This window comes from Flavobacterium sp. 22659 (assembly GCF_052044235.1).
GTDB classification, from domain to species: Bacteria; Bacteroidota; Bacteroidia; order Flavobacteriales; family Flavobacteriaceae; genus Flavobacterium; species Flavobacterium johnsoniae.
Window position 1 is genome coordinate 64,378 of the sequence record NZ_JBQEMU010000001.1, and the last position, 26,546, is coordinate 90,923.

The window sequence follows — 26,546 nt, forward strand, 5'->3', positions numbered from 1 at the left end:
TTTCATGAAAAAATTTAACAAACTATTTTTAACAGTCCTTATAAGCTCGGCATTTTTTGTGTCTTGCAGCAACGATGATGACAATAACGATGAGCCGCGCGGCGATTATGAGAATGGAATTTTTATTGTTAATGAAGGTAATTTTGGAAAAACCAACGGAACTATTTCTTATTTATCAGATGATTTGAGTATCGAAAACAATGTTTTTTCTTTAGTTAATCCTGGTAAAACTACTGGAGATACTCCTTTATTTATTGGTTTTAAAGATGATGCAGCATATATAGTTGTAAACGGATCAAATAAAATTGAAGTAGTTAACAGATATACTTTTAAAAGCATTGCTACAGTTACTGCTAATTTAAATAATCCAAGATTTATTGCATTTGCAAACGGAAAAGGATATGTAACAAACTGGGGAGAAGGAAGCGATCCTGCTGATGATTATGTAGCAGTTTTAGATCTTACTACTAATACAGTTACTTCTTCAATCTCAGTAGCTGAAGGTCCGGAAAAAATTATTGAAAATGATGGTAAACTTTATGTAGCACACAAAGGAGGCTGGAACCAAGGGAATTCGTTAACAGTTATCAACTCTGCTACTAATACGGTTGTTACCAATTTTGTTGTGGGAGATGTGCCAAGCGACTTGGTAAAAGATAACGGAACCTTATATATTTTATGTAACGGGAAACCATATTATGCAGATGTTGAAACTGCCGGAAAAATTGTAAAAGTGAATTTAAGTACTAATACTGTATCATCAACATTAGATTTTACAGGCATAACACATCCGGGATTCTTAGATATCGAAGACAGCAAAGTATATTATACTATTGGAAACAACATTTATTCTATGGCTGCTAATGCGACATCTTTACCAGCAACAGCATTATTTAAAGCTGCGGATGTTACAAATCTTTACGGTTTTGCAGTAGAAGACAATAAAATTTATGCAGCTGATGCTATAAATAACCAAGATCCTGGAGAAGCATACATTTATTCACTTACAGGAACAAAAAACAAATCATTTACAGTAGGAATATCTCCAAATGGTTTTTACTTTAACGATTAATTCATTTTTGAATTTATGGTTTAAAAAAAGGCTTTCATTTCTGAAAGCCTTTTTTTTATTTTAAAGTTTTTATAAACTCTCCGGCATTACCGTCTATATACATTTCGTTTCGTAATCCGTTGATTTTTTTAGAATCACTTATATAAGGTAAAACTAAACCGTGATCATTCTGTACTTTTTTAGCTGCTGCTCCAGTGATTTTAGAAATTGCCATATTTAACAACGGTTCAGCGGTATCTCCTAAAACTCCATAACTGCGTAAATATTCTAACTGAACATAAGTAGGAACTAAACCTTGTGTGTAATCTCCAAAATCTGATGCATTCGAGATTTTAAATACCAAAGGCTGCATGGCATATTTATGGTTTGGATTCACGTTTCTTTTAGTAAAAGTTGGCGAATCATAAAGTGTAACTGATCCAACATTTTTACCTGTAGTCGTTTCTCCAATCTGAACTACATTAATATAAGGTTTTAGTCCATTTATAATCAATTCACTTGCTGATGCTGTACTAGAAGTTGTTAAAATATAAACTGTCGATAAATTTAAACTGTTTACTGGAGTGCCGTCAATATCTTTTACAAATCGTTCGTTTAAAACTTCCAGATCCTCAGCAGTCATACCCGCCATTTGTTTGAAATTATATTGTCTCTTCGAAAATATTTTTCCTTCAAACTGCCCTGTAATCATACTTGCCAAACGTGTAGAAGTACGTACAGAACCTCCCCCGTTATATCTTAAATCTAAAACCAAATCTGTTGCCCCTTCATTTTTAAATCCCTGAAAAGCCTGATTTAATTTACTGTCATACTCAGCATAAAATCCATTGTACATTAAATAAGCAATTTTATGTCCGCCGGTATTAATTACTTTGTTTATTAAAATTGGATTTTCTTCTAAAACAGTTTTTGTCAATGCAACTGATTTTCCATTTAAAACAAAAGCAGTTCCATTATAATCTGCAAAATCTAAGGTATAACTATCCGGATCAACTAATAATGATTTATAATTTGAAACCGTCAGTTTTGTTCCGTTTACACTTGTAAAGAAATCTCCTCTTTTGATGGCTTTTGAAGATGCATCAGAATTAGGAATAATGTAACGAACATATCCCACAACATCATTTGAACCTTCTGCAACTCTGGTAAGCCTGAAATCAACTCCGTTATTTTTTGTAATACCGCCTAATTCCTGCTCTAAAACGGTATAATCTGAAACGATCCAGCTGAAACGATCAATCGCATTACTTGGATATTTACTTACTGGTTTATTTAATAAATCCTGAAATAAGTCTTCAGGATTTGAATATCCTTCTAAATAAGAGTTTAATTCTTCCTGAGAACTGAAACGATCATCTGCTAAATTAGCCACATCACCCTGCCACAAATAAAGCTCGTTTAAGCCTTTCCACACAAAATCATTCACTTGCAATTGAGCAGGAGTTCTCACATCGTCCTCATCCTCACAAGATTGCAAAAAGAATGATAACAGACACAAAAACAGTATCGATTTTAAAATTGGTTTCATAAAAGTAGGTTTCGGTATTGTATTAACGTAAAAATACTACCTTTAGTTTTAAGTATTATTCTTTTTTGCAAAAAAAATTACATTTATGTTGTAACAAATATAATTGTGCCTCGTCTTGACTATATAAGCTAACGAATAACCTTTTAATTTATGAACCAGAATGTGTTTATAGAATTAGTTAATCCTTTTAAAGACAAAGTGTTTCGTCTGGCAAAACGATTGCTTACCAGTACCGAAGAAGCTGAAGATGCAACTCAGGAAGTAATGGTAAAATTATGGAACAAAAAAGAGAATCTTGACGCTTACAATAATGTTGAAGCTTTGGCGATGACCATGACAAAAAATTATTGTTTAGATCAGTTAAAATCGAAAAGAGCAGGAAATCTTAAAATTGTACATAATAATTTTACAGATCGGGAGCCGCAATTAGACCGAAAACTGGAGGATGCAGATAGTTTAGAATGGGTAGGAAAAATTATAAGCCAGCTGCCGGAACAGCTTCAAATATTAATTCAGCTGCGGGATGTTGAACAATATGAATTTGAAGAAATTGCGAAAATTGTCAACATGAACGAAACCGCAATCAGGGTAGCACTTTCGAGAGCAAGAAAAAAAATAAGAGAATCAATGGTAAATGCACACAGTTATGGAATTAGATAAAATAGAAAATATATTAGAAAAATACTTTCAGGGAGAAACTACTATTACCGAAGAAAATCAATTAAAAGAATATTTTTCTTCATCAGATGTTGCGCAGCATTTGGAGCAGTACAAACCTATTTTTGGTTATTTCTCTCAGGTAAAACAACAAAAATCAATGCAGGAAATACCACTAAAAACTAAGAAACGAAATGTGGCGTGGCTATCAATTGCAGCATCAATTGTTGTTTTACTAGGAATTGGAACCTATTATTTTACTGGCGAAAAAACAACTTCGGTTACAGCCCAATCAGAATTAGGAACCTACGATGATCCGGAAGAAGCTTTAAAAGCAACACAAAAAGCTTTGTCCCTATTATCGAGCAATGTTAATGTAGGTATCGAAAGTGTACAATACATTAACGAATATGAACAATCAAAAAACAGAATTTTTAAACAGTAAATTAAAACACACAAAAATGAAAAATTTCATCATAACACTAGTTTTCGCATTCGTTACCCAAGCTTTTTATGCACAAGGTGCTTTTGACAAATTTGATGGTCAGGACGATGTAACATCAGTAATTGTAAACAAAAAAATGTTCGATTTAATGAGCAAGGTAAAGGTTGATGCTTCTGATAAAGAAACACAGCAATATATTAATCTGATTAAAAAATTAGATTACCTAAAAGTGTTTACAACTAAAAATCCTAAAATCGAAGCTGACATGAAAGCTTCTGCAGATAAATACATCAAAACTGCAGGTTTAGAAGAGTTGATGCGTGTAAACGACAGCGGTAAAAATGTCAAAATAATGGTAAAATCTGGAGCAAGCGACACTCAAATCAAAGAATTACTAATGTTTGTTGACGGAGCAAAAAACGACGAAACTGTTTTATTGTCTCTTACAGGAAACTTTGATTTAAATGAGATCTCTGTTCTAACAGACAAAATGCAGCTTCCTGGCGGTTCTGACTTAAAGAAAGCTTCTAAAAACAAAAAATAATCATGAAAGTCAATGTTTTCACCACAGCCATTTTAGCATTACTAACTTTAGTAAGCTGTAATTCTGAACCTTCACTGCAAAAATATTTTGTTGAAAATACAGATAAAAAAGATTTTATTTCTGTTGATGTTTCGTCTGATATTTTAAACTTAGAAAAAACAAAACTTTCGGCAGAGCAAAAAGAAGCTGTAAACTCATTTGATAAAATGAACATCTTAGCTTTTAAAGCAACAGATAAAAATCAGGCAGAATTTGAAACGGAACGTAAAAAAGTTACGGCGATATTAAAAAATCCTAAATACCAGGAACTAATGAAATTTGGTTCTGGAAAAGATGGAGCATCAATAAGTTATGTTGGCTCAGATGAAAACATTAAAGAATTTGTGGTTTTTGCCAATAAAAAAGAAAATGGTTTTGCTGTAGTTCGAGTATTAGGAAAAGATATGAACCCGAATAACATTATAACACTTATGTCAGTTTTAAAAGAATCAAAAATTGACATGGAGCAGTTAAAACCATTGCAGCAATTAATTAAACAATAGACTTTTACTTACTTTATAAACGACTGAAGCTCCATAACTGGAGCTTTTTTCTTATATATATTTGAAAGATTTTACTGAGCAAAATAACAGGTATTTATTTTGATATGAATGCAATTTAATTATATTTGCAACTTACCAAAATAATAAATTATGATACAAAAAACATCAAATGCCTTTATCGCAGCATCTTGGGTTGCTCTTGGAGCCGGAACAATCGGTTTTATTGTTGGACTTGCCAGAGCTGAAATGCTGTTAAACGAAAAAGGATATTATTTCACTGTTTTAATGTTCGGACTTTTTGCTGTTGTTTCTTTACAAAAAAGTGTTAGAGACCGACTTGAAAAACTTCCGGTAACCGATATTTACTACGGAATCTGCTGGTTTGGAACTTTATTATCAATTGTTCTTTTAGTTGTTGGATTATGGAATGCAACAATTTTACCAAGCGAAAAAGGTTTTTATGCATTTGCATTTCTATTAGCATTGTTTGGTGCTATTTCTGTGCAAAAAAATACCAGAGACAATATGAGCTTTGGTCAAAACGAATAAAAGTTTTAAACCTATTTAAAATAAAAAAAGCTCCAATTTTCATTGGAGCTTTTCTTTTATAGTAGAATTTGAGATTATTTACTCAAATACATTTTTCTTCTAGAGTATAATTCGTAGAATTGATCGTCTTTTAAGTCATCAATAAACAAGATGCTTTCTCCTGTTGATTTCATTTCTGGTCCTAACGCTTTGTTTACGTTCGGGAATTTACTGAAAGAGAAAACTGGCTGTTTGATTGCATATCCGTTTAATTGCGGGTTGAAATCAAAGTCAGTTACTTTATTGTGACCTAACATTACTTTTGTAGCGTAGTTTACATAAGGTTCTCCGTAAGCTTTTGCAATAAACGGAACCGTTCTAGAAGCTCTTGGGTTTGCCTCGATAATGTAAACTGTATCATCTTTAATCGCAAACTGGATATTGATTAAACCAACCGTTTTTAAAGCTCTGGCGATTTTATGTGTATGATCTTTAATTTGCTGCATTACAAATTCTCCTAAGTTAAAAGGAGGCAATGTTGCGTTACTATCTCCAGAGTGAACACCGCAAGGCTCAATGTGCTCCATAATTCCGATGATGTACACATTCCCATCAGCATCACAAATCGCATCTGCCTCAGCTTCGATTGCTCCGGCTAAGTAGTGATCTAGTAATAATTTGTTTCCTGGAATTGCTTTCAACAAATCGATAACGTGCTCTTCAAGCTCTTTTTTATTGATTACAATTTTCATTCCCTGACCTCCTAATACATAAGAAGGACGAATTAAAAGCGGAAAATCTAAAGTATCAGCCAATTTAGAAGCTTCGTCAGCTGTTTCAGCGATTCCAAATCTTGGGAAAGGAATATTTAACTCAGTTAATAAGTCTGAGAATCTTCCTCTGTCTTCTGCTAAATCTAGTGCGTCGAAACTAGTTCCGATGATTTTTACACCGTATTTAGAAAGTTTATCTGCTAATTTAAGAGCTGTTTGTCCTCCTAACTGAACGATTACACCTTCTGGTTTTTCGTGCTGGATGATGTCATAAATATGCTCCCAGAAAACTGGTTCGAAATATAATTTATCCGCTGTATCAAAGTCAGTAGAAACCGTTTCAGGATTACAGTTAATCATGATCGTTTCGTAACCGCATTCTTTAGCTGCTAAAACTCCGTGTACACAAGAGTAATCAAACTCGATTCCTTGTCCAATTCTGTTTGGTCCGGAACCTAAAACGATTACTTTCTTTTTATCTGTTACGATACTTTCGTTGTCAACAAAACGCTCTCCGTTTGCTTTTTCAATTTCAGCCTCAAAAGTTGAGTAGTAATAAGGAGTAAGCGCTTTAAACTCAGCCGCACAAGTATCAACCAGTTTAAACACACGGTTGATTTTTTGTTCCATACGCAAAGTGTGTACTTCACTTTCTAAACAATTCATCATGTGCGCTAATTGTCTGTCAGCAAAACCTTTTTGTTTCGCTTCAAGCAATAACTCTTTAGGAAGATCTGTAACTTTATAGTTTGAGATTTCTTTTTCTAAAGTGTAAAGCTCCTCGTATTGTTTCAAGAACCACATATCGATTCTTGTAATTTCATGAATTGTGCTCAACGGAATTCCCATTGCGATCGCATCGTAAATTACGAAAACTCTGTCCCAGCTTGCGTGAGTCAGTTTATCGATAATTAATTCGTAATCTTTATATCCTTTCCCGTCTGCACCTAAACCGTTTCTCTTAATCTCTAAAGATTGAGTTGCTTTGTGAAGTGCTTCCTGGAAAGAACGTCCAATTCCCATAACTTCACCTACAGATTTCATCTGAAGACCTAAAGTTCTGTCTGAACCTTCAAATTTATCGAAGTTCCAACGTGGTATTTTTACGATTACATAATCTAAAGTTGGTTCGAAAAGAGCCGAAGTAGATTTTGTAATTTGATTTTGTAATTCATCTAAATTGTATCCTAAAGCTAATTTAGAAGCAATTTTTGCAATTGGATATCCAGTTGCTTTTGATGCTAAAGCAGAAGAACGAGACACACGAGGGTTAATCTCGATTGCTACGATATCTTCTTTTTCGTCTGGAGAAACTGCAAATTGTACGTTACATCCTCCCGCAAAGTTTCCGATGCTTCTCATCATTAAGATAGCGTAGTCACGTAATTTTTGGAAAGTTGTATCAGATAATGTCATTGCAGGCGCAACTGTAATCGAATCTCCAGTATGGATTCCCATTGGATCCATGTTTTCGATAGAACAGATAATTACAACGTTGTCATTTTTATCTCTTAAAAGCTCTAACTCGTATTCTTTCCATCCCATTAAAGCTTTATCAATTAAAACTTCGTGAATTGGAGAAGCTTCAAGACCTCTAGTTAGAAGCTCATCAAAATCTTCTTTTTTATAAACCACTGCTGCTCCTGTTCCTCCAAGTGTAAACGAAGGACGAATAACAAGCGGGAAGCCAAATTCCTGAGCAATTTCTTTTCCTTCAAGGTAAGAAGTAGCTGTTTTTGCAGGTGCAGTTGGTACTTTAATTTTTTCTAAAAGCTGTTTAAACTGCTCTCTGTCTTCTGTAATATTAATTGCATTTACATCAACACCGATTAATCTTACCCCAAAATCCTGCCAGATTCCTTTTTCCTCAGCCTCTAAACACAAGTTCAAAGCTGTCTGTCCTCCCATTGTTGGTAAAACAGCATCAATTTGAGGATGTTCCTTAAGAATTTCAATAATCGATTTTGTCGTTAAAGGTTTCAAATAAATATGATCCGCCATAGATGGGTCGGTCATAATTGTCGCTGGATTCGAGTTAATCAAGATAACCTCAATTCCTTCTTCACGAATCGAGCGTGCAGATTGAGATCCCGCATAATCGAATTCGCAAGCTTGGCCAATAACAATAGGTCCTGACCCTATTATTAAAACTGATTTTATTGATGTGTCTTTAGGCATTTTGTATGTATTGTGTAGTTATTTACGATTTAAAAAACATATCTAGTGCGTTATAAACTAGAAAGTTGGGATATTTTTTACCGACAAGGTATAAAAAAAGGCGATACTAAAAAAGTAATCGCCTTATGTATGTTTATACAAACATTATTTTTTGTGTCTAGGCTCGCTAGAAACAGTTAATTTATGTCTTCCTTTTGCTCTTCTACGCGCTAGAACTTTTCTTCCATTCGCAGAAGCCATTCTGTCCATAAATCCGTGCTTATTTCTTCTTTTTCTTTTCGATGGTTGAAATGTTCTTTTGCTCATTGCTTTGTATCTTTAAAAATGGTATCTATTAACTCGTTATTTGGTTTTGGATATCGTTATTCAAAAACCGAGTGCAAATATACAAAGACTTTTTTTTCTGGCAAGCAGTTTTATAAAAATATTTTTAATTCCTTTTACTATCTTTGCAATCACAAATTTACATTAATTATGTTTCACAAAAATATTAAACTTATTTTGGCCGGACTTCTTGTAGTGGCGGGCATTTGGCAATTTACAGAAAGTAATATCGGAAATGGAATCTTTCTTATATTATTGACTGCAATTCCAATTTTTCTTTATTTTAAAAACGAATTTATCCTTTTAGCCTTCCTTAAATTAAGAAAACAAGACTTTGAAGGCGCAAATAAATGGTTATCATATATCAAAAATCCGGAAGGAGCATTAGTTAGAAAACAACAAGGATACTTAAACTATTTACAAGGTATCATGTTATCGCAGACTAACATTAACCAGGCTGAAAAACATTTCAAAAAAGCAATTGAGCTGGGATTATCTATGGATATGGATTTAGCAGTAGCTAAATTAAACCTTGCAGGAGTTGCAATGTCACGCAGAAGAAAACTTGAAGCTACTAATTTATTAAACGAAGCTAAGAAATTAGACAAGCAGGGAATGCTGAAAGAGCAGATTTCTATGATGAAAGAGCAAATGAAGAAAATCTAATTTTTTTAAATTTCAATATATCAAATCCCAAATTCCTAAGGAGTTTGGGATTTTTTTATACCGCAAACGTCCCGTTTTGTCATTTCGACGAAGGAGAAATCTTCGCACGAAACTCTACAAAGATTTAAAATATACTTTTGAGGAGCTGCTTGCGAAGATTTCTCCTTCGTCGAAATGACAAGATTACGCATAAATCTTTGCACATCATTGACAAAGTTCAAAACTGAAAACTGAGACTGAAAAACTTAAAAAATTCAATCTTCTAATATAATAGAAGGCAGATTTTCATTAAGCCATTTATATTTATTGAGAATCATAATATGTGTACCGCCTTTTACCACAATACAGCTGTTGATGTATTTTATTGGAAAAACTTCGTCTTTGTCGCCGTGAATATGAATTACGTTTTCATCAACCTTATTCCTATCCCATAAAATAACTGATTCTACAGCCCATTGCAAATAGTTAAGATCTCTAACCGCTAAAAACTTCTCATATAACTTAATACGTTTATTTACTTTTTCTCCAAAAGAATATTTTGCCAGACTTTCGATATTTAAAATCAGCTTCATCGGAATCAGCTTATAGGCTTTTGTAGTTTTTCCGATTTTCATTCTTTTTGGGAATTCAATATTACTTCTAACACTAGAAATAATAATAACTTTTCGAGCCTGAATGTGTTTTGCGATTTCCTGAACTAAAATCCCTCCAAAAGAAACTCCAACCAAAACAGGATTTTCGTGTTTGATTTTTTTAGAAATTCTAAGCGCATAATCTGACAAGGCTTCTTTTGGATGCGGAATTTCCCATTCTAATAAACACATTTCAAAAACAGATTCATCTAACTGGATTCTTTCAAAAATTGCCGGACTTGCCGCCAAACCGGGCATAAAATATACTGGAATTTTACTCATTTGTATGAAAAGGGATTATAATTGCGAATTTTAATTTCAAAATATTTTTACTTTTTTCAATGATATGCACAGCAAATCTTACACCATTCTTACATATTAAAACAAATTAAACTACAAAACAGAGCAGTTTAAAAAACTAGTCCAAATCTTACTTAAAATACTTCAATATTGAAAATCAAATGATTAACTTTGCAATCCAAATTACTCGCATTTAAATATCTTTTCCAAAGATTTTATTTGTTTATTTTTTATCGTTCTTTTTCTAATATTTTATCCACCCCAAAAACATGACAAATATGGAGCCTACTGAAACTATGGAAATCAAAGACAATACCTTTGCCAGACAATTTGAAACCGTAGTCCCTGAGGGATTATTAAGCGTTGAATATTCTTTTCAGGAAAAGAAAATCTTTTTAACCAAAATCAACACACCCGAAAACTTCGAAAACCAGTCTGTAATTGACACTTTACTTAAAAACATTATGGAACTAAGTACAGAAAAAAATTTCAGAGTTGTGCCGATTCATCCAAAAATCGCAGCATTTTTCAAAAAAAATCCAAAGTACAAAGAATTATTACCGCCGGGAATCAGAATTTAAAAATAATTTATTACCCAAAGCCATAATCCGCCAATTCCCATATAAATAAAAAGCATTACAAGTCCGGTTACCAAACCTTTGACCCACCAGCTTTTTAAATCGACATATCCGCTTCCGAAAAAAACGGGAGCCGGACCATGTCCGTAATGCGTCAACGTTCCGTAAATTGATCCCATAAAACCAAGCATAAAAGCCAAAAGCAACCCCGGAATACCAAGTGAAACCCCAACACCCAAAAGTGCCGCATACATTGCCGCTACGTGTGCCGTTGCACTTGCAAAAAGATAATGACTGAAAAAGTAGACCAATATAATTATTGGAAATGCCATCTGCCAGCTCAAACCTCCAATTTCGGCTTTTACAACATTACTAAACCAGCCGATAAATCCAAGTTCGTTAAGCGAACTCGCCATCATTACTAAAACCGAAAACCATACAATGGTATCCCACGCTCCTTTTTCGGCTTTTACATCATCCCATGTTAAAACTGAAGTAAGCAATAAAATCACCAAACCAATAAATGCAGTTGTTGTAGCGTCTATAGAAAACAAATCGCCTGTCATCCAAAGAAACAAGAGGATAAAGAATGTTAAAAGCATCATCCATTCGTTACGGGTAATCGGCCCCATTTCTTTTAATTTCTGCATGGCAATCTGCGGTGCATCTCCAGTCTTTTTTAGTTCTGGCGGATATATCTTATACAACACAAAGGGAATCACAAAAAAGGCACACAATCCCGGAATGATTGCTGCAGCTGCCCATGACATCCAGGTTATTTTAATCCCTAAATTAAGCGCAAACTTCTGACACATTGGATTACTTGCCGTTCCGGTCAGAAACATTGATGAAGCTATTAAATTCATATTATAGCAATTCAATGTTAAATAAGAACCTAATTTTCTATGTGTTTCAGGCTGATCCGGTACAGAACCAAAACTCATTGACATGGATTTCATTATAGGATAAATAATTCCACCTCCTCTTGCTGTATTACTTGGCACAGCCGGAGCCAAAACTAAATCAGCAAGACCTAATCCATAAGCCAATCCAAGAGAGCTTTTTCCGAAAATTCGAATGAATAAAAAAGCAATTCTATTTCCTAAACCTGTTTTTATAAATCCTCTGGCTATAAAAAACGAAATTCCGATAAGCCAGATTACTTTATCGCCAAATCCTTTTAAGGCCAGCGTAATTGATTTTCCAGGATCGCCCGGTGCCAGAACCTGCGTAAAAGCCGTTAACGCAATTGCAATCATACACATCGTCCCCATTGGAGCCGCTTTTAGAATAATTCCCAAAATAGTGGCCACAAAAATCGCAAACAAGTGCCAGGCTTCAATAACGACTCCATTTGGTGCAGGAATAAACCAAATTGCAATTCCAACAGCAAGGGTAATCAGGGTTTGAGGAATTTGTACTTCTTTCATAATAATTTAGATTTATATTAAAACTAAAGTCGGAGTTGTAACTGAATCAGGAATAATTCATCATTATAGGTTGATGTATCCGGGATATTTTTATCAAAACGGTCAATTTCAAACCCCATTTCAATTCTTCCTGTATAATTTTTTCCAAATTCAAGACTAATCATAGGTGTATAAGTTTGTCTGACATTTGAATTTACTTTGTAACTAGGATTAAAAGTTTCGTAACGACATGATAGTTCTAATGCCGTTAGTTTTTTATAATTTACCACATATCTCAAATTTGGCAGAAAATAAATCCCGCGCATTTGATAATTGGAAACATCACCTACTCTGCTTTCGGCTGGCAGTGAAAAATATAAATTATGATTTGTTCCTTGTTTGTATTCAATTTGAAGATCAAAAGTAAATCGGTCTGTTAGTTTAAAATCGCTGGTTATATCAGCTCCAACTGCAAAAACATCTTCTTTAAACACTTTTCCAATACCACCATTTAAACCCAGATTTATTTTATGCTCTTTAGACAATTCAAAAACCCATCTTGTAGAATATTGTTTTCCGTTGTCTTTATCCATTTCTACGTTTTTTCCATTTCCGTTCAAAACTGAGACAGCATAACTAACCGGAATTTTTCCAATATCAAAAGATCCGGTTGCCGAAGCCCCAATTTGAAAACTGGTCCAGCCGTTTTTTCCGAATTCATAATATTGATTTGAGAAGTCAAAAGATTTGATAATATCTACAGGAACAAGCTCTTCAATTCCAAATGCCGGACGAAACTGTCCTCCGGTCAAAGCAATATATTTATTGAAGGTATATTTTCCGTAAGCGTTTTCGAGAACTTTGCCTTTGGTATCTGATTTAAAATCGGCTAAGTTTACCAGAATTACGACTTCTGTAGCTTCACTTAACCTGGTATTCAAGCCAACACGCATTCTTTTAATATCAAAAGACTGCTGGGTAACATCTCCAGTAGAATGATGTACTCCTAGAACATCAACATTGTCGCCAAAACTTTCCAGATATCTTGCCTGTAAAAGTCCTTTTAGCTGATATTGAGGATATTTTATCTCGCTATCGGTTTTTTCTCCAGCATTTACATCGCCTTGAGCATGCAGAGAAAATGGAGTTATAAAAAAGAGAATAATAATCGGAACTAGTAGAATTTTATTCATAGACTTCAAATTAATAAAAATATTAGTTTCTTATAACTGAATTCAGAATCAGCACTATCCTTTTTGAAGATCAAAAAGTTAACTATCTATAGTCGACACGAAATGAAGTACTAAAATAACAAAAAAAATAGAAGTGTTGTAAAAAAAGTTGCATTAAAATAATGTTATTAAAACAAAAAAAAGCACAAGAATGAACTTGTGCTTTTTGATCTATATGTATTTAGACTCTATTTTTCTATTTCTCTCATAGAATCCATTTTCTTGTGAGCAAGGAAACCTGCAACATCTTCAAAATGCTCTTTTACTCTTTTGTTTCCAAATTCAAAAACTTTAGTTGCTAATCCGTCTAGGAAATCACGGTCGTGAGAAACCAAAATCAATGTTCCGTCAAAATCACGCAATGCATCTTTAATAATGTCTTTTGTCTTCATATCCAAGTGATTCGAAGGCTCATCCAGAATTAATAAATTCACTGGTTCTAACAACAATTTAATCATTGCCAAACGTGTTTTTTCTCCTCCGGAAAGCACTTTTACTTTTTTAGTAATATCATCTCCCTGAAACATGAAAGCTCCCAAAATATTCTTGATCTGCGTTCTAATATCTCCAACCGCAATACTATCGATAGTTTCAAAAATAGTAGCATTTTCATCTAATAAAGCGGCCTGATTTTGAGCAAAGTATCCAATTTGTGCATTATGTCCAATTTCAACGCTTCCTGAATCAACGCCGATTTCTTTCATAATTGCTTTAATCATAGTCGATTTTCCTTCTCCATTTTTACCAACAAAAGCTACTTTCTGTCCGCGTTCGATTACGATGTTTGCATCTTTAAAAACCACATGATCTCCATACGATTTTGACATTTCTTTTACAACAACTGGATATTGCCCTGAACGTGCTGCCGGCGGGAATTTCAAACGTAATGCAGATGTATCTACTTCATCAACCTGAACGATTTCTAACTTTTCAAGCATTTTTACACGAGACTGAACAGCATCTGTTTTTGAGAATGTTCCTTTGAAACGCTCAATAAAAGCACGGTTTTCGGCAATCATTTTTTGCTGCTCGTCATAAGCTTTCTGCTGATGAATACGACGGTCTTTTCTTAACTCTAAATAATGGGTGTATTTTGCTTTGTAATCGTAGATTCTTCCCATTGTAACCTCGATAGTACGGTTTGTAATATTATCTACAAACGCTCTATCGTGAGAAATCACCACAACTGCTTTAGCCTGATTCAATAAGAAATCTTCTAACCATTGAATACTTTCGATATCCATGTGGTTGGTAGGCTCATCCAGCAAAATCAAATCTGGTTTTTGCAAAAGGATTTTAGCTAATTCGATACGCATTCTCCATCCTCCTGAAAATTCTGAAGTCTGACGTGTAAAATCTTCTCTTTCGAATCCTAAACCAACTAAAATTTTCTCAACTTCAGCTTCGTAATTTATTTCTTCAATAGCATAAAATTTTTCGCTTAAGTCAGAAACTCTTTCGATTAATTTCATGTATTCGTCACTTTCATAATCAGTACGAACGGTTAACTGTTCGTTGATTTCGTCAATTTCGGCTTTCATTTTAAAAATATCACTGAAAGCTTTTGATGCTTCTTCCATAACAGTTGCACCGTCTTCAGTAAGCAAATGCTGTGGCAAGTAAGCAATTACAGCTTCTTTTGGCGCAGAAATACTTCCTGTAGAAGGTTTATTTACACCTGCAATTATTTTTAAAAGTGTCGATTTTCCCGCACCATTCTTACCCATAAGGGCAATTTTATCATTTTCATTAATAGCAAAAGAAACATCGCTAAAAAGTGTAGTTCCGCCAAACTGAACCGAAATATCGTTAACTGTAATCATTTGTGTTTGTGAATTTTGTTTAATCGGTTAATCGTTTATCTGACAACCCATTTTTTTCGTGCTGCAAAGATAGATTTAATTAGACAATGTCCAATTTGATAATTAGATAATTTTGAAAATGTGTCAATTAGACAATATCTTTTTCGACGCAGATAAAAGGATTTTCACTGATTCTCTTTTTTAAATTCCTTCTAAAAAATCTTTTTAATCTTTTAATCTGCGGCAAAAAAAGAAGCATGATTGATGTTAAACCTACTTAGATTTCTCAATTTTAAAATTTTAATCTTACCTTGTATATAAATTTAAAAATCAGCAAAATATGAAAACGAAATTAAAACTGGCTGTTTCCTTAATTGCAGGATTACTATTTGGACTTTCTGCGAATGCGCAAAAAACTGTAATCAAAAAAGAAGCTTTACCCGCAAACGCGCAGACATTTTTAAAAACACATTTTGGATCGAAAAAACCGAGCTATATATTGGAAGACAAAGAAATCCTTTCGACAGAATACAAAGTTCAATTTGATAACCAGATTGAAATTGAATTCGACAAAAAAGGAAACTGGAAAGAAGTTGACGGCAAAAATTCTAAAATTCCGAAATCTATTATTCCTAAAAAGGTTGCTTCTTATATAAAAGAAAACTTCCCGAAAGAAAAAGTAACCAAAATAGAAATCGAATCTTCAGGATATGAAACAAAACTAACGAATGGTTTAGAATTGAAATTCAGTTTAAAAGGGGATTTTATTAAGATTGATAAATAAGTAAAATTAGAAAATGTGTCAATTCGGAAATTAGAAAATTCTCTAAAACCTTAAAATAACAAAACCCGACAGATCACAAAAACCTGTCGGGTTGTAAAATTATCTCATTTTCAAATTGACTAATTATCTCATTAGTCTTTTCTCCATTTTTTAGTTTCTTCGAAAATATGCTCTAAGATCGCTGCTTCTGTTTCGTCGAAATCAATATTTCTTCGGCTCATAACCAATCTTGCCGTTTCAAAAGCTTTTTTGGTTACATAAGTTGTAAATCCTGCAGCACCGCCCCAAGAAAAACTCGGAACAAAATTACGAGGAAAACCAGATCCAAAAATATTCGCGCTCACACCAACTACGGTTCCTGTATTAAACATCGTATTGATACCGCATTTACTATGATCTCCCATCATTAAACCGCAAAACTGAAGTCCGGTTTTAGCAAAACCTTCTGTTTCATAGCTCCATAATTTCACTTCTTCGTAATTGTTTTTTAGGTTTGAGTTATTCGAATCAGCACCAATATTACACCATTCACCTAAAACAGAATCTCCTAAAAATCCTTCGTGTCCTTTGTTTGAATTCGCAAAAAGAACTGAGTTTTTAACCTCACCGCCTATTCTGGATCCCGGACCAACAGTTGTTGCTCCATAAACCTTAGCCGACATTTTTACCATTGCATTTTCGCATAAAGCAAAAGGCCCGCGAATAACCGTTCCTTCCATAATTTCGGTATTCTTTCCTATATATATAGGACCATTAGATGCATTTAAAGTTACAAACTCCAGTTTTGCTCCTTCTTCAATAAATACATTTTCTGGCGCAATAACATTTACGCTTTTAGGAATAGGCTGTGATTTTCTGTCTTCGGTTAAAAAAGCAAAATCGGCACGAATGGCAGCATCATTCTTTGAGAAAATATCCCATGTATGTTCAACTGTCAGACATTCTTCATTGTACTGAATAATTTCGTACGTATCAAAATCGACTTCTTCCTGGTTTTCGGTTGTAAAAAAAGCAATTACATCATCGCCTTTAAAAATTGCCTGATTCTCTTTTAAATCAGAAACTAATTCTGCAAGCGTATCATTTGGCAAATACGCTGCGTTTATCATTACGTTCTCTTCCATTTCTACCATTGGGAATTTGGCAGAAAGATAGTCTTCAGTAATAGTTGTTATAGTAGAACCTAAACGAGCCTCCCACTTTTGACGAATTGTCATAATTCCGATTAAAATATCTGCAACTGGTCGTGTAAAAGTAAAAGGTAATAAAGCATTCCGGACGGGACCGTCGAAAAGAATGTAATTCATAAATTTAATTTAATGTGTTAAAATTTGATTTGGTTACCGAGACCAAAGTTACAAATATTTATTTTTTAGATTAATCATGTTTATATGTAAATAGCCGCAAATTTTCAATTTTCGTACATTTAGATTACGATTATTTTCCAAATCCTATTAGATTTTGATTTCGTATACCAAAACATAGCCAGCTGTTTCAACCACTGGAACGCAATATATTCACAACGTACTCGTGGTTACTAAAACCACAGCTATTTTAAAATAGAAATTTCTTAACCTATAAATTAATTTGTAAAAAAAAAGCCTTCCAATTTTGGAAGGCTTTTATATATTTTAAACAGCTATTATTTTTTAGCGTGTTTTGCATATTTAGTTTTGAATTTATCAATACGTCCTGCAGTATCAATAAGTTTAGATTTACCAGTATAAAAAGGGTGAGATGTTCTAGAAATCTCCATTTTTACAACTGGATACTCAACTCCGTCAACTTCAATTGTTTCTTTTGTATCTGCAGTAGATTTAGTGATAAAAACGTCATCATTTGACATGTCTTTAAATGCAACTAATCTGTAATTTTCTGGGTGAATTCCTTTTTTCATCTTTCTTTTTATTTATTGTTTAGAACATTTTTATTTTGAAGCTTTTCCATGGTTAGAAAAAGGTATAAACAAACAATGCTCTTTTTTATTTAAAATTTTAATTAATTTTGAGTGTGCAAATTTACAATTCTTTTTTAATAAACAAATACTTAGCTTACTTTTTTTTAGTTAAATTCAAAAAGCTTTTTTTCTCATCGATGTATATTGGGAATTGCTATATTTGTGGATTAATTTTAAAACATATAGAAATATGATTAATGAAGTTATAAAAAAGAATGGTATTGCGTATGGTGTAATGATTGGAATTGCATCTGCATTGGTTACTGCAACTATCTATGCTATTGATTTAAACTTGTTTACTGCATGGTGGATGGGATTAATAGGCATCGCAATCAGCATTACAATCAGCATCATTTTACTTTCTAAAACTAAGAAAGAATTAAACGGTGTTTTTCCTTTTAAAGATGCTTTTACCACTTATTTTATAGCAGCAGTAATTGGTATTTTAATTTCTACTTCTTTTAATATTATCTTATTTAACGTTATTGACCCGGGTGCAAAAGACACTTTAAGCGACATAATGGTAAAATATACTGCAAACATGATGCAGAAATTTGGCGCTCCGGCTTCATCAATCAACGAAGCTATTGCTAAAATGAAACTAACAAATCCTTATTCGACTCTTGAATTATTAAAAGGATCAGTTTTTGCTATGGTAATCAGCGCAATTTTCGGATTAATTTTCGCAGCATTTTTTAAAAGCAAAACTACTCAAGAATAAAAATTATAAATGAATCTATCTATACTTATACCGCTTCTAAACGAGGAGGAATCGCTTAAAGAACTCTATTCATGGATTATTAAAGTGATGCAGTCTAATAATTACTCTTATGAAATCATTTTTGTAGATGATGGAAGTACAGATGATTCTTGGAATATTATTGAAGGTTTCTCTAACGAAAACCCAAATGTAAAGGGAATTCGTTTCATGAAAAATTTCGGAAAATCGCAGGCTTTACACGCAGGTTTTGCAAAAGCAAAAGGTGATGTTATTATTACTATGGATGCTGATTTGCAAGACAGTCCGGATGAAATTCCTGAATTGTACGAAATGATTACACAACAGAAATTCGATTTAGTTTCTGGCTGGAAAAAGAAACGTTACGATTCTGTAGTGGCTAAAAACATTCCTTCAAAATTATTTAACTGGGCAGCCAGAAAAACTTCTGGTGTTGAGCTTAACGATTTTAACTGCGGATTAAAAGCTTATAAAAATACTGTAGTTAAAAACATTGAAGTTTCGGGCGAGATGCACCGCTACATTCCGGTTTTGGCAAAAAATGCCGGTTTTGGAAAAATTGGTGAAAAAGTAGTAATTCATCAGGCACGTAAATACGGCGAAACCAAATTTGGAATGGAACGCTTTATTAACGGATTCCTTGATTTAATTACGATTTGGTTTTTATCAAGATTCGGAAAAAGACCAATGCACTTATTTGGCGCTATTGGTTCTATCATGTTTATTATTGGTTTTTTATCTGCCGGATATATTGGAGTTTCAAAATTATACCACATGTATAATGGAATGAAATACAGCCTGGTAACTAATAACCCTTGGTTTTTTATAGCTTTAACAACAATGATCCTGGGAACTCAGCTGTTTTTAGCCGGATTTTTAGGAGAAATTATCTTAAGAACCAAAAACAACGAAGAACGTTATAAAGTATCACGAGAGGTTAATTTTTAAAAACATTTTCTCCAATACTTTATCAAGGAGAGACAAAAAAAATTAAAATGATAGCAGGAAATAACTTCCAAAATTTCTCTATCTTTAATTAAAATATTAAAAAGAAATTTAAAATGAATATTGCACCTAATATATTAAACGCAGTAAACGAATGGCTTACGCCGACATTTGACCAGGAAACGCAGACAGCTGTAAAAGAATTAATGACTACTTCTCCAAAAGATCTTGAAGAAAGTTTCTACAAAAATCTGGAATTTGGAACCGGAGGTATGCGCGGTGTTATGGGCGTAGGAAACAACAGAATCAACAAATACACACTTGGAAAAAACACTCAGGGATTATCTGATTATCTGCATCAGGTTTTCCCAAACGAACCTTTAAAAGTTGTTATTGCTTACGACTGTCGTCATAACAGTAATACTTTAGCTAAAGTTGTTGCTGATGTTTTCTCTGCAAACGGAATTCAGGTTTATTTGTTTTCAGATTTAAGACCAACTCCTGAATTGTCTTTTGCACTTAAATATTTAGGATGTCAATGCGGTATTGTTCTTACTGCATCACACAATCCGCCAGAATATAACGGATACAAAGTGTACTGGCAGGACGGCGGACAAATCGTTCCTCCACAAGACAAAGAAATTGTCAATGTAATTGAAAGCTTAGGCTATGACAAAATCAAATTCAATGCAAACGAAAGCTTAATTCAGTACATCGATACAGAACTTGATAAAGCATTTATAAAATCATCTATAGAAAACGCAAGTTTTAATACTCCGGCTGAAGCCAAAGACAATCTTCACATTGTTTTTACTTCACTGCACGGAACTTCTATAAAATCAATCCCGGATGTTTTATCACAGGCAGGCTACAAAAATGTACATATTGTACCAGAACAGGCCGTTCCAGACGGAGATTTCCCAACTGTAAAATCTCCAAATCCGGAAGAACCTGAAGCCTTAACAATGGCTTTAGCTTTAGCCGATAAAACAAACTCTGATATCGTGGTTGGAACAGATCCTGACTGTGACCGTTTAGGTGTTGCTGTTAGAAATAACGACGGTAAAATGATTTTGCTTAACGGAAACCAGACTATGGTTTTAATGACTTCTTTCCTTTTAAAACAATGGAAAAAAGCTGGAAAAATCAATGGGAAACAATTCGTTGGATCAACAATCGTTTCGACTCCAATGATGATGGAACTGGCAACAAGTTATGGAGTTGAATGCAAAGTAGGCTTAACAGGATTTAAATGGATTGCTAAAATGATCAAAGATTTTCCTGAACTTGAATTTATCGGCGGCGGTGAAGAAAGTTTCGGATTCATGGTTGGCGATGCTGTTAGAGACAAAGATGCTGTTGCCGCTACCCTATTGATCTGCGAAGTTGCCGCTCAGGCAAAAGCAGCAGGAAGCTCTGTTTACAAAGAACTTTTACAACTTTACGTAGAAAATGGTTTCTACAAAGAATTTTTAGTTTCATTGACTAAAAAAGGAATGGAAGGTTTAGAAGAAATCAACCAGATGATGGTTAATCTACGCCAGAACCCATTAAAAGAAATCAACGGACAGCGTGTTATTATGGTTGAAGATTACCAATCATCAACTGCATTGAATTTATTGACAAACGAAGAATCTTCGATGGATATTCCAAAATCAAACGTATTGATTTATTATACCGAAGACGGTTCTAAAATTTGTGCAAGACCAAGCGGAACTGAACCAAAAATTAAATTCTATATCAGCGTTAATGCCGAATTAGAATCAGTTTTAGATTTTGATGATGCTGAAAAATTCTTAGACGAAAAAATCCAGAACATTATTGCAGATATGCAGTTAAACTAAACTGTATTTTGATATATCCTAATTGTTTTTAAGACAATTAAAGCTAAAACCCGGATTTACATTTTATATATGTAAATCCGGGTTTTTTTATTAAAAAGTTCCACAATCCGTATAAGTGTTATTCAACAGCTTGTATGCGTTTATTATTTTTTGCAGTTTCCATTCCCCATTCAGCAATAGAGTTCAGTAAAGGAATAAGCGTCTTTCCAAATTCTGTTAATTCATACTCCACTCTTAATGGCGGTTTACTCGTATAAACTGTGCGGGTAACCAGACCGTCTTCTTCCATTTCTTTTAACTGCAGACTCAATGTTCGTTCTGTAATAACCTTGCATTCTTTTCTCAATTCACTATATCGCTTTTTTTGAATTAAGTGAATTAAAATAACTGCCTTCCATTTTCCTCCAATATATTTCATTGTCAGACTGGTACTGCAAGGATACTGCTTATCATCTATACTATACATCTGTTACTATCATTTTTAACCGTTATTGCAAAGGTAATTCACTATACTTAGTTTTGCAACAATAAAAAGTATAGTTTAATTTAAATTTACAAATATGAGTTTTTTAGATCTTGCAAAAGTTAGATATTCAACAAAAAAGTACGACAATACCAAACAGGTTTCAAACGAACAAATCGAAGAATTGAAACAAATTCTGCGTTTAAGTCCATCTTCCATTAACAGCCAGCCGTGGAAATTTACTTTTATTACAAATCAGACTTTAAAAAAAGAACTGGCTTCACAATCTTATGTAAACGAACAGTCAATAAATGATGTTAATCTTTTAGTTGTATTCAGCGTAATGGAAAATATAGAACATTTTGAAAACCGAAATCTTTCTGTACTCCCAGAAGCGTGGATAAAAGGGTTTTATGAACCATTAATAAAATCGAATGGAGATGAAGCTGTAAAATCATGGTTAGAAAATCAGGTTTATATTTCTCTGGGCTTCTTTCTAAGCGCTTGTATCAGTATGGGTCTCGATGCGACTCCAATGGAAGGAATCGACCGTACGGCTTATAAAAACATTTTAAAACAAGACGGATATTCACCCTTATTTGCCGTAACAGTAGGTTATGCCGATGCTGCAAATGACTGGGCTCATCCAGCAGTTTTACCAAAATCGAGATTTGAAATGAAAGAAATTATAGAATCTTTTTAAACTGCATTATTTTCTTTCTATAAAATTTAAAAAAATCGGATATCGAAAAGTTGTCCGGTTTTTTTGTTTTCAAAACCCACCTTTATTTTTTAGAATGTTTTTATATACTGCCTAATATTAACTTAATAAAGTGTTTTCCTTATTTTTACTTTTAAAGAAACTTTTTTTATAAAAAAAAGCAAAAAGAAATTGAAAACAATCCAATTGGATTAAATTTGTGCAGTAAAATTTAAATGACAATTACGTTAATACACATTAAATAGTCATTACCCAAAAAACAATATCAAAAAAAATAAATGAGTAATTTCAAAAAAATAGTTCCTTTTATATATCCGTATAAAAAATACGCATTCTTAAATATCTTTTTTAATGTTTTGTATGCTCTTTTCAGCACACTTTCGTTTGTTGCTTTAATACCAATGCTTCAGGTTTTATTTGACCAGACAAAAGAAAGAAAAGTAAAACCTGTATACGAAGGCATTTTAAAACTTCAGCAGTACGGAGAAGACTATTTGAGTTATTACATAACAACAACAAAAGGCACTCATGATCCTGGCTACATTTTATCTATAATGGTAGCGATTATAATTTCGATCTTTTTATTAAAAAACCTAGCCGATTATTTAGCCATGTTTTTTATCACTTTTTTACGAAATGGTGTTTTAAAAGATATGAGAAATGCTTTGTATAAAAGAACATTAGAACTTCCGCTGGCTTTTTATTCTGAAAAAAGAAAAGGAGATGTTATTTCTAGAATTTCTGCAGACGTAAATGAGGTTCAGAATTCCTTTTTAGCAATTTTGGAGCTTATTGTTAAAGAACCGCTGACCATTATTTTCACCATAACGACAATGCTTATTATCAGCACGAAGCTGACAATATTTGTATTTATTTTCATTCCAATTTCCGGCTATATTATTTCATTAATTGGAAAACAATTAAAAAAACAATCTACAAAAGCACAAGAAGAACAAGGTACTTTTTTATCTACTATCGAAGAAACCGTGGGAGGATTAAAAGTGGTAAAAGGATACAATGCTGAAGGCTATTTTAATACTGTTTTTCAAAACTCTACTGAACGTTTTTTTAGTTTATCAAACAAAATAGGAAACCGTCAAAACTTAGCTTCTCCAGCAAGTGAGTTTATGGGAATTACCGTAATCGCTATTCTATTATGGTATGGAGGACAAATGGTTTTGATTGACAAAACACTAAGCGGTCCTTCGTTTATTGCTTACATGGGGTTAGCTTATAATATTTTAACTCCTGCAAAAGCCATTTCTAAAGCTTCATACGGAGTAAAAAGAGGAAATGCCGCTGCTGAACGTGTTCTTGAAATATTAGAACAGGAAAACACAATTACATCAAAAGAAAATGCAATCGAAAAAACATCTTTTGATTCTATTATAGATGTGCAGCATGTTAATTTTAAATACGAAGAAGAAACTGTTTTAAAAGATTTTTCGCTTCAAATTAAAAAAGGACAGACTGTTGCACTTGTGGGTCAATCTGGAAGCGGAAAAAGTACAATTGCCAATTTACTGACTCGTTTTTATGATGTAAACGAAGGTTCAATTTCTATTGACGGAATCAATATTAAAGACATGAACCTGCAATCGCTTCGCAGCTTAATGGGATTGGTAACACAAGACAGTATTTTATTTAATGACACCATTAAAGCAAATATTTCTTTAGGAAAATTAGATGCAACTGATGATGAAATTATCGAAGCTTTAAAAATTGCCAACGCATATGAGTTTGTAAAAGAACTGCCGCTGGGAATCTACACTAACATTGGAGACAGCGGAAACAAACTTTCGGGCGGACAAAAACAACGTTTATCTATTGCCCGTGCCGTATTGAAAAATCCGCCGATAATGATTCTGGACGAAGCAACATCAGCATTAGATACAGAAAGTGAAAAATTTGTTCAGGTTGCGCTCGAAAACATGATGCAGAACAGAACATCGATCGTGATTGCCCACCGACTTTCAACGATTCAAAAGGCAGACGTTATTGTTGTAATGCAAAAAGGAAAAATTGTAGAACAGGGAACTCACGAAGAACTGATTGCACACAACGGAACTTACAACAAATTAGTAACGATGCAGTCTCTAGAGTCATAAGATTCAAACATACATATAAAATAATCTGCACAGATTAAGGAAATATTAAAACTTAGTTTAATTTCTTTAATCTGTGTTTTATTTTATAACTTTAGGATAGTTAAAGATTGAAATTTAATTCTTTCAGAAAAATGTATCTTAACAACCCCAACATAAAACTTCCGGACGATCCTGATACTATTGTTTGGAAATATCTTGACTTATCTAAATTTTTAGATCTACTGCTTTCTAAAAAACTTTTCATGTCTCGTTCTGATAAATTTGAAGATCAATACGAAGGGACTTTCAGCGAACCTACATACGAGGAGATTAAAAAACTGGCTGTAGACAATCCTGAATTTTTAAATTACTACAAAACACATCGCGAAAAAGTAGCCATTAGCAGCTGGCATATTAACGAATATGAATCTTTTGCCATGTGGCAGATTTTCACAAAAAACAACGAAGGTTTAGCCATTCAGTCTACTATTGGAAGACTGCAGAAAGCAGTAAGACCGGAAAACAATTTTGACCAGTATATTGGCGAAGTCAATTACATCGATTATAAAAAAGAATATATTCCGTTTGATGATTTGTTCTTCCCCTTTTTATTTAAAAGAAAAAGTTTTCAATACGAACGCGAAGTCCGTATTCTTACTGATACTTCAAAAAGCGAAATCAAACTAAACGATGGATTAAAAATCAATGTTGATATTAATCAGTTAATCGAAAAAATCTACATTCACCCAAAATCCGAAAACTGGTACAAAAAACTGGTAATCGAATTGGTAGAACGTCTGGATTTTGGTTTTGAAATCGAAAAATCAGATCTGGAAAGTGATATATTAATATAAAGGTTCTGAGGTTCTGAGGTGCTAAGTTTTTCAATCTTTGTGCATAAAAATAAAACCTGCTGAAATATAATTTTCAGCAGGTTTTTATATTATAATATTCAAGGAAATCCTATTGTCAAAAGCTAAAAAAAAACTTAGCACCTCAGAACCTCAGCATCTTAGCACCTTTAAATAGGTTTATAACTTTTCACTTCCCATTTTTTAGAAGCTAAGTCAATATAATTGTAGTGCAGGACATCATTTTTATCGAATTGACCATTTTGGTTGGTATCTTCAATTGTTCTAAAATACAAGCGGTTTTTAGACTCAATTAAGTTCCAGTCAACCAATTCTTCAAGATCAGCTGAAACTTTTGTAAAATTTTCTCCGCTGATATTACTTAAATACAAAGTTTTAATATCACTGGTATCAATTTTACCATCTTTATTAGTATCAGAATCTGTTAAGGTGTAAACCATTACTTTATTCTGAGTTTTATCTGCAACTGTTTTTAAATAAGTAGCAGTTAAAATCAAAATAGGTTTATCAGAAAGAGCATGAATAGAATCTGAATCAACTTTTTGAAACTTCAGATTTTGAAGATAACCTGTAATTTCATATTCGCCTAAATTAGAAATTGTAAAACTCACATCGTTTACACTAGAAGATCCAAAACGTGCTTTTGAGCCTCTTTCAAAAACCCTTAAATCTCCAACAGGATGAATTAAATAATCAGTACCTTCCATTTGAATTGGCAGATCTGCAATTTCAATTTGAGTGGTATCTGCTTTTGTAACACTTACTTTGTTTGACACATCGTAACTTACTTTTGGCTTTTGAACTTCTTCGCGGCAGCTAATTAACGTTCCTATAATTGCTAAGGCTATATATTTAGAGTACTTTTTCATCGACAAATTATATTCAATTATCAAATATACTATTTTTGATTGTAATTTTGGTTTT

At 33.2% G+C, this 26,546-nt stretch carries 26 protein-coding genes; 15 read left to right on the forward strand and 11 right to left on the reverse strand.

The features are described 5' to 3' along the window. Positions 1-4: 4 nt before the first annotated feature. A complete protein-coding gene (locus tag ACTJIW_RS00350) occupies positions 5-1,072 on the forward strand; it encodes a YncE family protein (protein WP_073408876.1) in 1,068 nt (355 codons plus the stop codon). Positions 1,073-1,127: 55 nt separating this feature from the next. Here ACTJIW_RS00350 and ACTJIW_RS00355 read toward each other — a convergent pair whose 3' ends face one another. Continuing rightward, the gene (locus tag ACTJIW_RS00355) at positions 1,128-2,600 is read right to left on the reverse strand and encodes a S41 family peptidase (RefSeq protein ID WP_440715404.1); all 1,473 of its coding nucleotides are present in this window, start codon (positions 2,598-2,600) and stop codon (positions 1,128-1,130) included. A gap of 150 nt (positions 2,601-2,750) precedes the next feature. On the opposite strand from ACTJIW_RS00355, the gene ACTJIW_RS00360 reads away from it, so the two are divergent. The 5 genes from ACTJIW_RS00360 to yiaA all read left to right on the forward strand — a co-directional run bounded on the left by ACTJIW_RS00360 (position 2,751) and on the right by yiaA (position 5,337). Next, the gene (locus tag ACTJIW_RS00360) at positions 2,751-3,260 is read left to right on the forward strand and encodes an RNA polymerase sigma factor (protein WP_440715403.1); all 510 of its coding nucleotides are present in this window, start codon (positions 2,751-2,753) and stop codon (positions 3,258-3,260) included. Next, a complete protein-coding gene (locus ACTJIW_RS00365) occupies positions 3,247-3,702 on the forward strand; it encodes a hypothetical protein (RefSeq protein WP_440715402.1) in 456 nt (151 codons plus the stop codon). The genes ACTJIW_RS00360 and ACTJIW_RS00365 overlap by 14 nt, the downstream gene beginning before the upstream one ends. A 16-nt stretch (positions 3,703-3,718) precedes the next feature. Beyond that, entirely contained in the window at positions 3,719-4,246 is a 528-nt protein-coding gene (locus ACTJIW_RS00370) for a DUF4252 domain-containing protein (protein WP_011921614.1), read from the forward strand. A 2-nt stretch (positions 4,247-4,248) separates the two neighbouring features. After that, complete coding sequence (locus ACTJIW_RS00375; protein ID WP_011921615.1) at positions 4,249-4,788, forward strand: DUF4252 domain-containing protein; 540 nt, start codon at positions 4,249-4,251, stop codon at positions 4,786-4,788. A 150-nt stretch (positions 4,789-4,938) separates the two neighbouring features. Next, complete coding sequence (gene yiaA / locus ACTJIW_RS00380) at positions 4,939-5,337, forward strand: inner membrane protein YiaA (protein ID WP_011921616.1); 399 nt, start codon at positions 4,939-4,941, stop codon at positions 5,335-5,337. A gap of 74 nt (positions 5,338-5,411) precedes the next feature. On the opposite strand, the gene carB is transcribed toward yiaA, so the two are convergent. Then, positions 5,412-8,267: a carbamoyl-phosphate synthase large subunit gene (gene carB / locus ACTJIW_RS00385; protein WP_011921617.1), complete on the reverse strand. Its 2,856-nt coding sequence runs from the start codon at positions 8,265-8,267 to the stop codon at positions 5,412-5,414. 144 nt (positions 8,268-8,411) lie between these two features. Beyond that, a complete protein-coding gene (gene rpmH / locus ACTJIW_RS00390) occupies positions 8,412-8,573 on the reverse strand; it encodes a 50S ribosomal protein L34 (protein WP_008464848.1) in 162 nt (53 codons plus the stop codon). 168 nt (positions 8,574-8,741) lie between these two features. Between rpmH and ACTJIW_RS00395 the strand changes: the two genes are divergently transcribed. Then, a complete protein-coding gene (locus ACTJIW_RS00395; RefSeq protein ID WP_011921618.1) occupies positions 8,742-9,257 on the forward strand; it encodes a hypothetical protein in 516 nt (171 codons plus the stop codon). Positions 9,258-9,511: 254 nt separating this feature from the next. Here the strand turns inward: ACTJIW_RS00395 and ACTJIW_RS00400 are convergent, their stop codons facing one another. Continuing rightward, the gene (locus tag ACTJIW_RS00400; protein ID WP_011921619.1) at positions 9,512-10,171 is read right to left on the reverse strand and encodes an alpha/beta hydrolase family protein; all 660 of its coding nucleotides are present in this window, start codon (positions 10,169-10,171) and stop codon (positions 9,512-9,514) included. Positions 10,172-10,458: 287 nt separating this feature from the next. On the opposite strand from ACTJIW_RS00400, the gene ACTJIW_RS00405 reads away from it, so the two are divergent. Further along, the gene (locus ACTJIW_RS00405; RefSeq protein WP_254796536.1) at positions 10,459-10,770 is read left to right on the forward strand and encodes a GNAT family N-acetyltransferase; all 312 of its coding nucleotides are present in this window, start codon (positions 10,459-10,461) and stop codon (positions 10,768-10,770) included. Here the strand turns inward: ACTJIW_RS00405 and ACTJIW_RS00410 are convergent. From ACTJIW_RS00410 to ACTJIW_RS00420, 3 genes are all read right to left on the reverse strand, one after another. Further along, on the reverse strand, positions 10,767-12,197 hold the full coding sequence (locus ACTJIW_RS00410; protein WP_440715401.1) for an anion permease: 1,431 nt from the start codon (positions 12,195-12,197) through the stop codon (positions 10,767-10,769). The two genes, ACTJIW_RS00405 and ACTJIW_RS00410, sit on opposite strands and share 4 nt — an antisense overlap. A gap of 23 nt (positions 12,198-12,220) precedes the next feature. After that, positions 12,221-13,369 carry a porin gene (locus tag ACTJIW_RS00415; protein WP_440715400.1) on the reverse strand — a complete coding sequence of 383 codons (1,149 nt, stop codon included), beginning with the start codon at positions 13,367-13,369 and terminating at the stop codon, positions 12,221-12,223. A 227-nt stretch (positions 13,370-13,596) separates the two neighbouring features. Next, positions 13,597-15,231 carry an ABC-F family ATP-binding cassette domain-containing protein gene (locus tag ACTJIW_RS00420; protein WP_011921623.1) on the reverse strand — a complete coding sequence of 545 codons (1,635 nt, stop codon included), beginning with the start codon at positions 15,229-15,231 and terminating at the stop codon, positions 13,597-13,599. A 319-nt stretch (positions 15,232-15,550) separates the two neighbouring features. Here ACTJIW_RS00420 and ACTJIW_RS00425 point away from each other — a divergent pair, with 319 nt between their 5' ends. Then, on the forward strand, positions 15,551-15,994 hold the full coding sequence (locus ACTJIW_RS00425) for a PepSY-like domain-containing protein (protein WP_011921624.1): 444 nt from the start codon (positions 15,551-15,553) through the stop codon (positions 15,992-15,994). 131 nt (positions 15,995-16,125) lie between these two features. Here ACTJIW_RS00425 and ACTJIW_RS00430 read toward each other — a convergent pair whose 3' ends face one another. Then, on the reverse strand, positions 16,126-17,301 hold the full coding sequence (locus ACTJIW_RS00430) for a GlmU family protein (protein WP_440715399.1): 1,176 nt from the start codon (positions 17,299-17,301) through the stop codon (positions 16,126-16,128). 335 nt (positions 17,302-17,636) lie between these two features. Continuing rightward, positions 17,637-17,891: a type B 50S ribosomal protein L31 gene (locus ACTJIW_RS00435; RefSeq protein WP_011921626.1), complete on the reverse strand. Its 255-nt coding sequence runs from the start codon at positions 17,889-17,891 to the stop codon at positions 17,637-17,639. A 250-nt stretch (positions 17,892-18,141) separates the two neighbouring features. Here ACTJIW_RS00435 and ACTJIW_RS00440 point away from each other — a divergent pair, with 250 nt between their 5' ends. The 3 genes from ACTJIW_RS00440 to ACTJIW_RS00450 all read left to right on the forward strand — a co-directional run bounded on the left by ACTJIW_RS00440 (position 18,142) and on the right by ACTJIW_RS00450 (position 21,479). Continuing rightward, complete coding sequence (locus tag ACTJIW_RS00440) at positions 18,142-18,672, forward strand: DUF4199 domain-containing protein (protein ID WP_011921627.1); 531 nt, start codon at positions 18,142-18,144, stop codon at positions 18,670-18,672. A 9-nt stretch (positions 18,673-18,681) separates the two neighbouring features. Then, on the forward strand, positions 18,682-19,638 hold the full coding sequence (locus ACTJIW_RS00445) for a glycosyltransferase family 2 protein (RefSeq protein WP_274251250.1): 957 nt from the start codon (positions 18,682-18,684) through the stop codon (positions 19,636-19,638). Between the two features lie 113 nt (positions 19,639-19,751). After that, positions 19,752-21,479, forward strand: a complete 1,728-nt coding sequence (locus tag ACTJIW_RS00450; RefSeq protein WP_440715398.1) for a phospho-sugar mutase — start codon at positions 19,752-19,754, stop codon at positions 21,477-21,479. Positions 21,480-21,597: 118 nt separating this feature from the next. Here ACTJIW_RS00450 and ACTJIW_RS00455 read toward each other — a convergent pair whose 3' ends face one another. Continuing rightward, entirely contained in the window at positions 21,598-21,945 is a 348-nt protein-coding gene (locus ACTJIW_RS00455) for a winged helix-turn-helix transcriptional regulator (RefSeq protein ID WP_012022223.1), read from the reverse strand. A 94-nt stretch (positions 21,946-22,039) separates the two neighbouring features. On the opposite strand from ACTJIW_RS00455, the gene ACTJIW_RS00460 reads away from it, so the two are divergent. The 3 genes from ACTJIW_RS00460 (at position 22,040) to ACTJIW_RS00470 (ending at position 25,604) form a co-directional block, all read left to right on the forward strand. Further along, a complete protein-coding gene (locus ACTJIW_RS00460; RefSeq protein ID WP_073408883.1) occupies positions 22,040-22,645 on the forward strand; it encodes a nitroreductase family protein in 606 nt (201 codons plus the stop codon). Positions 22,646-22,941: 296 nt separating this feature from the next. Continuing rightward, on the forward strand, positions 22,942-24,771 hold the full coding sequence (locus ACTJIW_RS00465; protein WP_012022225.1) for an ABC transporter ATP-binding protein: 1,830 nt from the start codon (positions 22,942-22,944) through the stop codon (positions 24,769-24,771). A 131-nt stretch (positions 24,772-24,902) separates the two neighbouring features. Then, complete coding sequence (locus ACTJIW_RS00470; RefSeq protein ID WP_073409119.1) at positions 24,903-25,604, forward strand: hypothetical protein; 702 nt, start codon at positions 24,903-24,905, stop codon at positions 25,602-25,604. Between the two features lie 167 nt (positions 25,605-25,771). Here the strand turns inward: ACTJIW_RS00470 and ACTJIW_RS00475 are convergent, their stop codons facing one another. Next, complete coding sequence (locus ACTJIW_RS00475; protein WP_012022227.1) at positions 25,772-26,491, reverse strand: hypothetical protein; 720 nt, start codon at positions 26,489-26,491, stop codon at positions 25,772-25,774. Positions 26,492-26,546: the final 55 nt, after the last annotated feature.